This window comes from Nostoc sp. UHCC 0251, assembly GCF_034932245.1.
Taxonomy (GTDB): domain Bacteria; phylum Cyanobacteriota; class Cyanobacteriia; order Cyanobacteriales; family Nostocaceae; genus Nostoc.
The window spans coordinates 1-12694 of sequence record NZ_JAYGHD010000396.1 but is presented as its reverse complement, the minus strand read 5'-3'; the positions used below and the strand labels follow the sequence as shown (position 1 = coordinate 12694).

Here is a 12694-nt window from a genome sequence, read left to right as displayed (position 1 = left end):
AGGTCAACTTTTAAAGGCGCTGGCATCTTGGTCAGGGGTAAAAATATTTACGACTAAAAGAGATTATCCCAATTTGATGTGCCATTTTACTTTATCGAATTCTATTTACGAACGCCAAGATGCTCCCTAATGGGCGAAGGAACTTTAGGTGATTCCGAGTTAGTTTATGATGTCGTAAATTACACAGTTAAAAATACAACTTTAACATGGAATGAAATGCCTGTGCTGTATCATGATACTTATCTAGGTAAAAAAAATAAGTTAATGGTAGGTTCATTTAGCCTATTTACCTAGATGAGTATAATGCAGAAAGTTTTACTGCATAGCGGTGCCTACAGTAATTAGAATTGCGTAAATTAAAATGTTTTAGATTACAAAGAGACACTCATGCAGAGAGCATAAGGAAAGGCACAGATATCGTTTGGCATGGTGGTCTGCAAATTCCCACTCCTTTTAACACCCTCGATCTTGGCTCATATAAAGGATTAGTTTTTGAGAATCATAATTAAGTTTTTGCCGACCAATGGTCGGCAAATTGCGATGCCGATCAACCAACGACAATTGTACGTGCGTAAGCGAAAGCTCCCGTTGGAACTACCTATACTTTACTTAGATAACAGTTATCAAGTCACCGAGCCAGTTATGCCATTTGTGATGCAGAAACCACTGTTTCAGTACGCGATCGCTGTTGACTGCGCTGCTCACATCAAAAATTTTGGGTTTCACTGTTCCCTCTGACCCTAAACCGATTTGGCTGTTGGTGCTGCAATGGGAAGCGATCGCTACGCTGGACTATTTAGATATCTGTGGCTGGTGGTGCTGGAATGGGAAGTAATTGCAGAGGTTGAATTGCTCCCTCTCTAACAACTAGTGCCTAATTTTTACGATTGCGTCTTCTTCCATTCGTCTACTGTTAAGCAAGTTTTTCCAGTGGGTATCAATCCTGTGGTTGCTGACACACCGAAATTTGTCAGCGCATAATTTTCTACTTCTGCATCCTTAAAAGCCTGTTCCACTACCTTTTGCTTCTCTTCTTTTGACAAAACTTCAACTTTTACATTCTCTGGCGTAGGAGTAGTGCCTGTTTTCTTGAGCATGAAATTTTTCACATTGTACAAGCCTTCTTCTCGCGGCTTCCCTAAATTAAAGCACCCTCTTGATTTGACGAATAATCCTGTAGTCCAAAAATTTCTTACAAAGTCCTGTTTGTTAACAAATTGGACTCCATTCGCTCCCCACACATAGACAGGCTCGAAATATCCCTTAGTTGGAGGGATTTTGGTTTCGTTGCACCTTGTTCCGTTTTTGTACGGAGCGTTCCCGTCTCCGCATACCTTCCAAGTTATTCTATATAAGTTAGGTGTCTCTTCTACATATTGCCTTATTTGCTCCTGTACTTCCTTATCTTTTTGGCTTTGCTCATCAGTTGCCGCCGCATAAGCCGGTTTTAAGTCATTCTCTGCCTGAGCAACCAAGTCTCTTTCAGACTGGCAAGCTCCTAAGCATAGTGCTACACCTATTGAAACAAGTGCTGTAAATATTTTTCTTGTACTCATAAATACTCCAACAAATGATTATGAAAATTAAAGAATTCAGCACTTAGAAGTCAGAAGCCAGAAGCCAGAATTTAAAAGCAATGAGCGTATAACTATTCTATTGATTGAAAAGAATTCACTCTTACTCTTCTTCTCCAACATTCTGGCTCCTGACGACTGAATTCTGACTCCTGACTGAAAATTAATTCCCAATTTCCTTGCTTGACCAAATATCTACTTCTAACAAATGCTGAAGTACAAGCTGCAAGTATTATACATATTTTTTCTATACATGCAATCAAGTTTTAACAGTTTTTAGTTATGATGCAAAACATGGTGAGGTATCGAAGGGAAAGTTCAATTTATGGAGAGCAGGGATACTTAAACAATTCGCAATTCGCACTCTTGCTAACGCCCCGCTCCGCTAACGCAATTACGTTTTGTAACGGGGATTTTAATTAGGCTCTTAACTTAAACCCCCAAACTTTATTAAAGCTAATTTTGACGTTTTACATCATAAAAATAGTCAATAGTCAATCCCCCATATTTGGCACTTACTGAAGATGTTGCACAAAGATTTATACTAATTAATGATTAATGATGTGAGTATATCAAGCACAAAGACTTATAATACAAGAAAGAGATTTTTATCTACGTAGATTATTGCTGTTAGAAATGTTTATACAGTACTACAGTTCTGTTTTTTTCCGTACCAGGGTACGTGGATTTTGGGGTTAACTTATTTAAGAATGTGCCTATCCCTCAAGACATCGTTCAGGAGAACGAAAGCAGATGCGTACTGACTACGGATACCCAGATTTTGCTGCTTCAGCAACAGGAACACTTTTACCTGATTCTAAGAATGACAGGGCGAAAAAAGGCACACTCACACTGATGGGTGTGACTGGTGTGTTGATGATAGCAGAGATGTCCGTCCACAATATATTGATGGGTGGATTTATGATTGCGTCTGCCATCGTCATTGCCTTGCCGAAACAGTCACAAGCATTATTTACTAACTTCGATAAACTACAAAGGAAGTATGGAATTAATCTCTATGCAGTGTTATTTGCGCTGTTAGCAGTAATTTGTCTAATTGATTTTGCGGCGGCTCCAGCTAATGCTCAGTTCTTCAATAATGCTCAAACTTGGATGACCACCACTTTTGGTAATGCCGGTAATGGACAAACATCAGCAGTTATCGAGCTTTTTTTCAATGTATTGAGAGCTTTATTCCTATTATATGTTGGGATCAGTCTAGTTCAGATTATTCAATCTGCCCGGAACGATGAAGATTGGCAGACACTAGCAAGAACTCCATTAATCATAGTTATGGCAGTTTTCGTTGGAGATTTAATTACTGGTTTGATTGTTCAGTAAAAAAGCTTTATGGGTTATCAGTTATTGATAATTACGCATTTGGATTAATAGCTGATAACTATTTATTAAATCAATAAATATGTCAGAGAAACATGATTTTCGGACAGTAAATCGGATTTTAGGAGAAAGACCAAGACTAGGGCCATTCCCTACCGATCAAATATTTGCCTGGACATTAATAGCAGTAGTCAATGTTTTTCTATTCAATTATCTACTGAAAACAAGTTGGTTGGGTACAGGATTAAGTATTGCTTGGGGATGGGCAACATGGTGGACAATTTCTACAAATAAAGACTTTTTCGGTAAGTTCGTCAGCGTCCCTCGGATTAGTAGGGGATATATGAGATTTCAATCAATACAACAGAAACAGAAGTTGGAAGTCGTCAGAAAAATAAATTCTAAGTTCTAGTGAAATTTCAGTGATTGGTAAAGTTATGCCAAATTCTTCTAAGAAAGTTAAAGATAAATTAGGTAAAGTCGCATTAGAAAAGGAGCAGATTAGTGTTGTGAAAATGCTCACTCCCTTTGAAGATATTATCCATTTAGCAGGGATTTGCGACCTCAACTTAGGAGGTAGGCAGGGCGTAGGCGCATTAATTCTTAAAAAAGGTGAAAATATTCAAATTAAATTCTGCTTTGATTGTTTAGGGATTCATCCGAATTTAGAATCATCGCAAATGCTGCCGATCTTTGAGGGGATAGAAGCGGGGCTAAAAGAAATTCCCGAAGGGGAAAACTTAACAATACATTTAGGTTCTTTTACGTCTGATTATCACCGACAAGAAGAACTGTCCAAGCTAGAGAGTAATTGTCAGATTGACCAATTAAAATTGTTAATACGTAGTGAAAGATTAAGGACTAAAAAACTAACGGAAAGTGGAGCTAGGAAGAATAAGTTTTTGAGACTATGGTGTACTTACACTGTTATTGATGACGATGAACGGTCTAAGGATTTTATAGAATCTCTGATTAGAAAATTAGAAAAGGGCTGGTTTCGCTTTACAGGTGAAATTCACGCCCATAACAATACTAGAATTGAAAATATTCTGCAAAATTCATTTAACGATGGATTTTTACAGTGGTCAGCTATCCTGGGCAACAAGATGAAGTTGGGGATTAGGGTTTTAAGTGCTGAAGAAATTTGGTCAACAATTTGGCAACAGCTTAATTGCTCTACTCCCCCGGCAATCCCTAATCCATTAAAAATTGACCCAATAGATGGAATAGTAGAAACTCAGACGAGCGATTTTCACATCCGCCACCAGATGTTAGAGAATGAGGAGTCTGTGCCATTTTTCGATAGAAAATGGGTAAGACTACAAAATAAATATATTGGGGCGCTCAACTTCAGCCAAAAGCCAGGGGGATGGTATGACGAACAAGCCCAATTACGTTATTTGTGGGAATTAATCTCTAGAGATAGTATTTATGATACAGAGGTTATTTGTCAGGTAACAAAGGCAAATCAAGCTATTTCTAAAACAAATCTTCAACGCATTACCAAACAATCAATTACCAGCACTTCTTTATCTACAGATAAAGGAAATATTGATGTCAAATCGGGGATGAATATTGAGGAGGCTGTAGAGGCGCAGAAAACAATATATAAAGGTAGTGTAGTAGTGCATACCGCAGTTGCTTTTCTCGTCCACCGCCCAACCCCACGGGAATTAGACGAAGCTTGCCGCTACCTTGCCAGCTATTTCTTGCGTCCGGCGGTAGTTGACCGAGAAATAGAATACGCTTGGAAGACATGGTTGCAGTGTTGCCCATTTGTTTGGGAGCCATTGCTAACCAAGCCTTTTAACCGCCGACTGCCATATTTTAGTTCGGAAGCACCAGGGCTGATGCCATTGATCAGGACTGCCACAGGCGATCGCACTGGCTTTGAGTTGATTGCAGAAGAAGGGGGCACACCAGTACATTTAGACTTGTACCAAAACCACAAGAATTTGGCAGTCTTCGGCGCAACTCGTTCAGGTAAATCAGTGCTGGTGGCAGGTATTCTTACCCCGGCGCTTGCACAAGATATTCCGGTAGTGGCACTAGACTATCCCAAGCCAGACGGTACATCCACTTTCACCGACTACACCAATCTGCTGGGTGAAGATGGGGCATACTTTGACATCTCCAAAGAATCGAACAATCTTTTTGAACTTCCTGATTTGCGCTCTCTGGATGCAGAACTGAGAAATGAGCGATTGAACGATTTTAAGGAATTTTTGAAATCAGTGCTGATGACAATGGTGATAGGGACGAGCATGATTGGTGTCAGCCCAACGATTACCACCAATATTGAGTCAATCATTGCTTTAGCTTTAAAAACATTTTTTAATGATGATGAAATTAAATCACGCTACAAGTCAGCAATACATTTTGGATTTGGGACTCAATATTGGAACGAGACTCCGACACTCAAAGATTTTTATAATTTTTGTTCTCCAGCTTTCATACAATTAGATTCTATTGCTAGTAAGAGTCAAGAGATTTCCGAAGCATTAAATCAGATTAGGCTGAGAATAAGTTATTGGTTAAATACTAGGGTTGGGCAATCAATCTCACGCCCATCCAGTTTTAGAACTAATGCCAAATTGTTAGTATTCGCTTTACGTAATTTATCGAGTGAAGCTGATGCTGCCATACTCGCTCTTAGTGCCTATGCAGCAGCTTTACGTCGTGCCTTAAGCTCAAAAGCTTCGATATTCTTTCTTGATGAAGCACCAATTTTATTCCAATTCGATGCGATCGCTGATTTGATTGGGCGATTGTGTGCCAATGGTGCGAAGTCTGGTATCCGCGTCATCATCTCTGCCCAAGAACCAGAGACTATATATCAGAGCGCATCTGCACAAAAGATATTTGCCAATATCACCACACGTTTAGTAGGCAGGATTCAATCATCAGCTGTTGACCCGTTTATTGTTCGCTTTAAATATCCTATTGAAATCATCAGGGTCAATAGTACAGAAGCTTTTTATCCAAAAAAGTCGGGGATTTACTCTCAGTGGTTGCTTGATGATAACGGCAAGCTAACTTTCTGTCGCTATTATCCTGCCTACTGTTTATTAGCCTCAGTTGCTAATAATCCAAACGAGCAAGAATTACGCACTTTATTTCTCAAATACTATCAAGATAATCCTCTGCTTGGATTAGTCAAATTTAGTGAGGATTATATCAGAATGATTCGGGGGGAAGAGTTATCAGAATTAGCGAAGAATTTACTTTCAAAATCACATACAAGACAGGTAGCTTAAATGAAAAAGCGGACAATTGGGGTAATACTTTCTGCTACAGTTGGCAGTTTATTGATAGCAGCACCTAGCTATGGCATCAGCATCAACGATTTTTTTAGTTCTATCGTATCGGATCTTCAAGGAGAAGTTTCGGAAATTCAAGCATGGGCATCGGATGAGATTAACAGTGCTTGGGGTGACATCAAAGAAAATGCTAATGCGGCAATTGATAGTTCTATTGGACAATTGGGTGCGCCTGACCCAATTGCTTCGGCTGAACAATTGAAGGATTCACTTAAAGATGATTATTCTTATCCTGTCGCCCAAGAAAAAGCACAGAAGCTAGAGCGTGAACTGACGCTTGGTTCGATTGCCAGCGTGATTGGAAAAAAAGGACAGCAGCAAACTCAAGAGAAAATTGATACTACTGCACAAATCGCCCAGCAAGCAAAAGATATTTCTGATGAAGCTCAGAACATGGATGCCTCTCAAAACGTTCTCAAAGCGATCGCGTCTCAGAACGGCTTAATTGTGTCAATGTTGGCACAGCAGCGTACTGATTCTTTATTAGCCCGACAGGACAATGCTTACTCTAACTTGATGCTAACGCAAGTAGCGGAGCATCTTGATTCCCAAAGGCAAAAGGAGAACTCCGAAGAAGATGGCAGATTGTCTCTAGTACATGAAGTCGTACTTAATGCACGGTTAAATGCGACATCTGCGGACGACTAAAGGTTTATGAAGAAGAATTCAGAACTCAGGAGCGGAGCAGGAGTTGCTCCGCCAAGGCGTCAGAATTGAGCATTAATTCTGTACGAGTGGTTGATAAATATTGGTCAAAAAAGGATATTAACTATGTACTATTTACTAGCCAAACTAGATGGTGGCGATTTAGCTGATTTAGCAAAAGAAAATTCAGCTTCAGTAGCGAAAGGATTTGACGAATTGTGGGTTAATACTCTTGATGGAGGCGTATACTGGGCAGTTTGTGACGTTGGTGCTTTATTCGCTATAGCAACACTAACTTTCTTTGTCGTTGAATGGACAAAAAAAATGATGGCGGGGGAAGAACAAAGAGCTTATACAGATTTTATTTGGCCGTTAATAGTAATTGTTTTGCTATCTAATAACGGAAAAGTTTTAGGTAATTCAACATTAGGAATTAGGAACTATATTAATAATGTAAACAATATAGTTCTTAGTAAGGCGGCGGCAGGAATTGATCTCAAGAAAGCATACGAAAGTGCATTAGGCACTGAAGCTGCACGTAGCGCTATCGGACTAGCTGTTAGTAAGTGCAAAAATTCATCCTTAAGTCAACAAGAGCAGATAAACTGTTTAACAAAAGCGAAGGAAGATTTAACGAAGACATATCCCGATAAATTTAATAAAAATAATGGGGTATTTTCTTGGTTTATCGATGCGATTGATGGCGCTATCGATTCTTACAAGGACGTAGCTCAAGGAAAAGCTACAGTTACAGATGTAATTATGTCTCCCATTAATGCCTTTGTCGGGTCGGCGATAACAGACGTAATTACTATCATTCTAGTCGGGATGAATGGGGCTTATCAATGGGGAATTGAACTGACTATGCTCGTAACAGCACTGCTGGGGCCTGTAGCTGTTGGTGGTTCTCTGCTACCTTACGGAGCTAAATCAATCTACAGTTGGTTAGTCGGATATTTCAGTATAGGTTTTGGCAAGCTCTGCTTCAATATCATTGTTGGCTTCGCTGGGCAATTAGTCGCTGATTCTAAATCTTATCAGCCAATGTTCTTCCTATTTACAATTGGTATAATTGCGCCATTCTTAGCTACAGGTTTAGCGGCTGGTGGTGGCATTTCTGTTTTAGTTCAAATTAATAAAGCTGCTGAAACTTATAGTTCAATTGCCATTGAGGTTGCTAAAGGTGTTGCTACTAAAGGTGGTAGTTTAGTCGGAAAATTAGCTAAATAAAACGTAAGAATTCAGCACTCAGGATTCAGAAGCCAGAATTTAAAAGCAATGAGTGCATAACTCTTCCATTGATTGAAAATAATTCACTCTTCTTCTCTAACATTCTGATTCCTGAATTCTGACTCCTGAATTCTGACAATAAAACCTATGCTGAATCAAAAAAGTAAAACTCAACCCAGAGAACCATTACAACTACTTAGTTATAACAAATACGTGACAACACGAGTTGGAATAATCTCTTTAGTTGGGTTTTCAATGGCGGGATTTTCCCTCTTATTACAATTTCTCAATTATGGGGCAATCAGCATACTAAATCAAAAGCAATTAGCCCTGGTACAATTATCATCAGGTGAGACGATTTCCGCTAGAGCAGTAGACCCTCAAAAACGCTCTGATGAAGTAATTAAAAAGTTTATTTCTGATACCTTCATTAAGATGTTTAATTGGGATGGAATAGTACAAGTTTTCAATGAAAAAGGTGAGCCAATAACTAAGCAAGATACTGGGGTAGAAGTAGGCAAAATTAATAATAAATCTAATAGTCGAGTCACAAGTAAAGCTTATGATGCTGCCTTTGCGTTGAGTGAAAATGGAGGATTTAGAGCCGCATTTCTGAAAAAATTAGCTTCAATTACTCCCACGAGCATATTTAATGGTGATACGCAAGTATCTTTAATCCCTAGATTTATTTCACAGCCACGGCAACTCAGAGATGGAAAATGGGAAATAGATTTTATTGGGACGCTGGTAACTTTTGAACGTAGTGATAATTCCGGCAAAGGGATTACTTTTAATAAAACCATTACACTTTCATCAATTTCTAATCCAGAGTATATCCCAGCTAATACTAGTGAACTGTCTAAGAAAATTTATTCGGCAAGGAAGGCCGGATTAGAAATTACCGAAATTGTCGATTTAGATTTGGGCAAAAGAAAATGAGTAAAGAGAATAATAAAAATGGGTCTGTATCGACTTTAGAGGATTTGCTTGAAATAGATGATGTTAATAAAACTAATGGTAATAAAGCACCAGAACCAGAAAGTTTATTAGTAGCGACTAAGCACACAATTGTCACTTCTCCTTGGTCAAGACTAGCAATAATTGCTGTCCCTTTTGGAGTTGGATTTTTAGCGATATTTTTGATGTTCAATGGCATTTTCAATCCCGCACCAGCACCAAAGATTGGTCTGAAAACGCAGGAAATACCCACCACTGAACAAGCAGGGCAAAGTGATGATGGAGACGGTGATGCGCGTGCAAAACTCGCTCTGTCGGATCAAGAAGATGAGTTAGGTCGCATTAACAAAAATAAATTTGACCAACCAGCACCAGTACCAGTTTCAGTAAACCAAAAGGTCGTGCCATCTAACCCACCATCTCCACAACCTGCGCCACGTTCTGTTCAAAATACACAACCACGTCGCGTAACTCAGACTGCACCACAACCGATTAGGAACTATACTCAGCCACCAACACGCACGAGTTTTTCTCCAAGATCCTCTATATCTGCACGGACAGTAACGCCCCTAGATCCCCTTGAACAATTGAACAAACTCCGAGGCATCGGTTCTTACGGCAAAATCGCATACGCCGAAACTAGCACCAGTAAACAATCTTCATTAGATCCGGATCTTTCTCAAACTCAAGCAATTCAAAATCAACCGAATGAACAAAATGAACAAACAAATACAAATAATTTTGACCAAACCACGCCGCAAAACTCAAGCGAGTCGATTGAAAAGATCCGCCCCAGGTGGCAAGCAACTTCTAAAGTTAACAAGATTACTTTAGCTAACAATTATTTACCTCAAGAAAGCCAAATTCTCCGAGGTAAACAAACTCGCTACCTTACCGTTGGCACTTTTGCTAGTGGTGTCCTTGTTACATCTTTAATTCAAGCCACAGTTAATAATTCAGGGCAGACACAGACACAAACACCAACCTCTAATAACACTAGGTCTGTCGCTAGACTGCAAGAGGATTTACGCGATAACTATGGGCAAGTGGCAATCCGTTCGGGAACAATGTTTGCAGTCGAGTTAGGTTCGGTTGATGGCGGCAGTTACGCTGTCGCTTATGTCAGAGCGATCATCAAAGATAATACAGAATATCCTATTTCTGCGGGTGCGATTTCCGTGACAGGAGTTGGTGGTAAACCCCTCTTGGCTCGAAGATTTCAAGACAGGGGTGGCGAGATTGCCCGTAGTGACTTGTTTGGTGGCGCTGTCTCTGCATTAGGGAAGGTTGGGGAGATTATAAACCAACCGGATAGTGAAGAAGAAATTTCTGATGAATTCACAGGCAGGATTCGCAAACGTAGTAGTGGCAATCAGCGCAATCTCACAGGTGCGTTAATGTCAGGGTTTTTTGGTCAAGTTAGCCAAAACATCAGCCAACGTAATCAACGTAATACTCAAGAAATTACTTCTCGCCCTAATACTTGGTTTATTCCACAGGGAACCAAAGTCACTTTTAATGTAAATCGTTCTTTGGAGTTGCCATGAAAAGCGTAATTAACACAGTTACAAGCGGCACTCTAGCGTTGGCGATCGTTCTGACTCCACTATCCACAATTGCCGCACCAGTCGTTCGCACCATCAAACAAACTCAAGCTAGTGGCCAAGGTGCAATTTTACAAACTATCAACGTTTGGAATGGTCACGGTGTAGCAATTTCATTTTACGAGCTTGGCGAAACTATCAAAAAAGTTTGGTTAGACGACCCATCGCAAATTCTGCTTGACACAGATGGTTGCTTAGAGGGACTGGATCAGAATTGCTCTAATCCCGGTGCAGGGCTGATTCATCTGCGGCGGATCTTGAGAGTAAACATTCCCGGAATACCGCAAACATCTACCACTTTGTTAACAGTAGTTACGCAGTCATCCTCTGGTGAACGCAAGACTTACAGTTTTCGGCTAGCAACAAGTAATGGCACTCCTAAATATAGTCAGGTGGCGATCAAGGCTGATGTGGCACGAGAACAAACAACCCCAAAACCTCAATTGCAATCATTAGTTAAAACACAGCAAACAATTAACCAAATTCGAGGCGGTATTGTTGTCGCTATTAAAAGTGCATGGATAAATCAGCAAGATGAACTACACCAGCGCTTGCAAAAGTTAATCGGTTATTTACAAGCAGGTGATGACATTTCGACTGCTGCTAATAAGGCTTCTATCTCTCAAGAGTTAGTTAACAAATTAATTGCTTTGAGTAAGAGTTCTGATAATTTAACGCAAGGTAATGGCTTATGAAATCATCTTTACGACCCAATAAAAACGCCTTACGTTACTTCATTTTTTTGGGGTTAGTAGGTAGCTTATTGATTCATAGTTTCATAAGATATGGGCTATTGAATTCTTTTGTAGGCTTTTTGCTGCCCAAGGCTTCAGCACAAGTACCCGTTATCAATTCCCCTAATGGGTTTACTCCTGATTGGTCGCGTTTGAAGTTCAGCGACATGATTATTTCTCTTAGCGGCAGTGTTACCTACCCAGGCACAAGAGGTACAGAAACTAGAACTTGGACGGCAGGACAAAGCATTAGCGAGTTTATGGAACTGGGAGATTTTGAAACACCTCAATTAGCAATAGAAAATTTAAATCTCTCAACCATAGCTTCAGTACAAGGAATCAATTTAAGTAGGTTAACATTAGATGATTTTCAATTAACTCAATGGCAAACTTTACCATCTTTAACCAAAGCGATTCCTGGCTTAGGTAATAGAAATGTTACAAGTGTTAAACCTGTCAGCGATTTCTTGAGAAGATTTGGAATTACTGGGGGCACAATAGGTAACGCCAGCCGAGATTCTCGTTTACGTGACGTTCCATTAGGAAGAGTAATAAATTTAAAAAATTACTCACTAACATCTATTTCCGACATTGAAAACACATCTATTGATAGATTTGGGAATTGGCAAGACTCCAAAATTAATGGAGTACCTGGATTGTCCACTCTCACCTGGGATAACCTACCAGGACTGCGAACACTTGACCTTTCATTTGTTGCCAAAGTTGATCTGCCATTGGGAGATATTGAAGCTAACCGTACCCGCTCCATATCTGGTAGCTACCAAGATGGCTTTAATGTTCCCTGTCTACAAAATAATTGCGCTCATACGGAAATGTCCGGCATTGGTAAGACTACTGGAACACAGTGGATATCCGGGAAATTCCAAAAGGTTAATGGTGGATTTGGCATTTTAAAAGCCCTTAATGATGGTAAAGAGCCTACTGGTCGAAACCCCTTTGGCTCTAGTTTTAAGCAAGTTGTTTGGAATATTTATGAAGGCAGTGGAAAGGTGGAGACTACTATGTTCTTCCGTATTTGTAAAACCATCCCTTTCATTGGTCGCACTTGCAGTCCATACTTCATAGGGCCTGTACCTTTTATTGAGTACCAAGAGAAAGACCCCATCGTTCTTGGTCAACCAGAATAGGGTGTTGGGGGTAGGGTGTTGGGTGTTGGGAAGACGGTATTGGTGGGGGCAAGTGACCCACTGGTTATTGAGGCTAATTCTTCCCCTATACCCCAGTTAGAGTCGATGTCCGTATTGCTACGGCGCACCTCTCCTTCAGAACCG

11 protein-coding genes are annotated in these 12694 nt (G+C 40.0%); 10 read left to right on the top strand and 1 reads right to left on the bottom strand.

From position 1 onward, the window contains the following. Positions 1-492 precede the first annotated feature (492 nt). Positions 493-738 (top strand): hypothetical protein, encoded by a 246-nt coding sequence (locus VB740_RS32915; protein WP_323204023.1) that lies wholly within the window; start codon positions 493-495, stop codon positions 736-738. A 143-nt stretch (positions 739-881) separates the two neighbouring features. Here the strand turns inward: VB740_RS32915 and VB740_RS32910 are convergent, their stop codons facing one another. Continuing rightward, positions 882-1556 (bottom strand): hypothetical protein, encoded by a 675-nt coding sequence (locus VB740_RS32910; protein WP_323204022.1) that lies wholly within the window; start codon positions 1554-1556, stop codon positions 882-884. Positions 1557-2327: 771 nt separating this feature from the next. Between VB740_RS32910 and VB740_RS32905 the strand changes: the two genes are divergently transcribed. From VB740_RS32905 to VB740_RS32865, 9 genes are all read left to right on the top strand, one after another. Beyond that, positions 2328-2915: a hypothetical protein gene (locus VB740_RS32905; protein ID WP_323204021.1), complete on the top strand. Its 588-nt coding sequence runs from the start codon at positions 2328-2330 to the stop codon at positions 2913-2915. A 79-nt stretch (positions 2916-2994) separates the two neighbouring features. After that, positions 2995-3324: a hypothetical protein gene (locus VB740_RS32900; RefSeq protein ID WP_323204020.1), complete on the top strand. Its 330-nt coding sequence runs from the start codon at positions 2995-2997 to the stop codon at positions 3322-3324. 25 nt (positions 3325-3349) lie between these two features. Beyond that, entirely contained in the window at positions 3350-6169 is a 2820-nt protein-coding gene (locus VB740_RS32895) for a hypothetical protein (protein ID WP_323204019.1), read from the top strand. Continuing rightward, entirely contained in the window at positions 6170-6880 is a 711-nt protein-coding gene (locus VB740_RS32890) for a hypothetical protein (protein ID WP_323204018.1), read from the top strand. A 123-nt stretch (positions 6881-7003) separates the two neighbouring features. After that, positions 7004-8107, top strand: coding sequence for a hypothetical protein (locus VB740_RS32885; protein WP_322700072.1), 1104 nt, complete (start codon positions 7004-7006; stop codon positions 8105-8107). Positions 8108-8254: 147 nt separating this feature from the next. Next, positions 8255-9046: a hypothetical protein gene (locus VB740_RS32880; RefSeq protein WP_292875625.1), complete on the top strand. Its 792-nt coding sequence runs from the start codon at positions 8255-8257 to the stop codon at positions 9044-9046. Continuing rightward, on the top strand, positions 9043-10611 hold the full coding sequence (locus VB740_RS32875; protein WP_323204017.1) for a TrbI/VirB10 family protein: 1569 nt from the start codon (positions 9043-9045) through the stop codon (positions 10609-10611). Before VB740_RS32880 ends, VB740_RS32875 begins: the two co-directional genes overlap by 4 nt. Beyond that, a complete protein-coding gene (locus tag VB740_RS32870; RefSeq protein WP_323204016.1) occupies positions 10608-11363 on the top strand; it encodes a hypothetical protein in 756 nt (251 codons plus the stop codon). The genes VB740_RS32875 and VB740_RS32870 overlap by 4 nt, the downstream gene beginning before the upstream one ends. Then, positions 11360-12550 carry a hypothetical protein gene (locus VB740_RS32865; protein ID WP_323204015.1) on the top strand — a complete coding sequence of 397 codons (1191 nt, stop codon included), beginning with the start codon at positions 11360-11362 and terminating at the stop codon, positions 12548-12550. The genes VB740_RS32870 and VB740_RS32865 overlap by 4 nt, the downstream gene beginning before the upstream one ends. The last annotated feature ends 144 nt before the right edge of the window (positions 12551-12694 follow it).

Bases quoted from the DNA above. Each gene is read 5' to 3' on its own strand.
- VB740_RS32865 (WP_323204015.1), top strand. From the start codon at position 11,360: ATGAAATCATCTTTACGACCCAATAAAAACGCCTTACGTTACTTCATT.
- VB740_RS32880 (WP_292875625.1), top strand. From the start codon at position 8,255: ATGCTGAATCAAAAAAGTAAAACTCAACCCAGAGAACCATTACAACTA.
- VB740_RS32875 (WP_323204017.1), top strand. From the start codon at position 9,043: ATGAGTAAAGAGAATAATAAAAATGGGTCTGTATCGACTTTAGAGGAT.
- VB740_RS32885 (WP_322700072.1), top strand. From the start codon at position 7,004: ATGTACTATTTACTAGCCAAACTAGATGGTGGCGATTTAGCTGATTTA.
- VB740_RS32895 (WP_323204019.1), top strand. From the start codon at position 3,350: ATGCCAAATTCTTCTAAGAAAGTTAAAGATAAATTAGGTAAAGTCGCA.
- VB740_RS32900 (WP_323204020.1), top strand. From the start codon at position 2,995: ATGTCAGAGAAACATGATTTTCGGACAGTAAATCGGATTTTAGGAGAA.
- VB740_RS32870 (WP_323204016.1), top strand. From the start codon at position 10,608: ATGAAAAGCGTAATTAACACAGTTACAAGCGGCACTCTAGCGTTGGCG.
- VB740_RS32910 (WP_323204022.1), bottom strand. From the start codon at position 1,556: ATGAGTACAAGAAAAATATTTACAGCACTTGTTTCAATAGGTGTAGCA.
- VB740_RS32905 (WP_323204021.1), top strand. From the start codon at position 2,328: ATGCGTACTGACTACGGATACCCAGATTTTGCTGCTTCAGCAACAGGA.
- VB740_RS32890 (WP_323204018.1), top strand. From the start codon at position 6,170: ATGAAAAAGCGGACAATTGGGGTAATACTTTCTGCTACAGTTGGCAGT.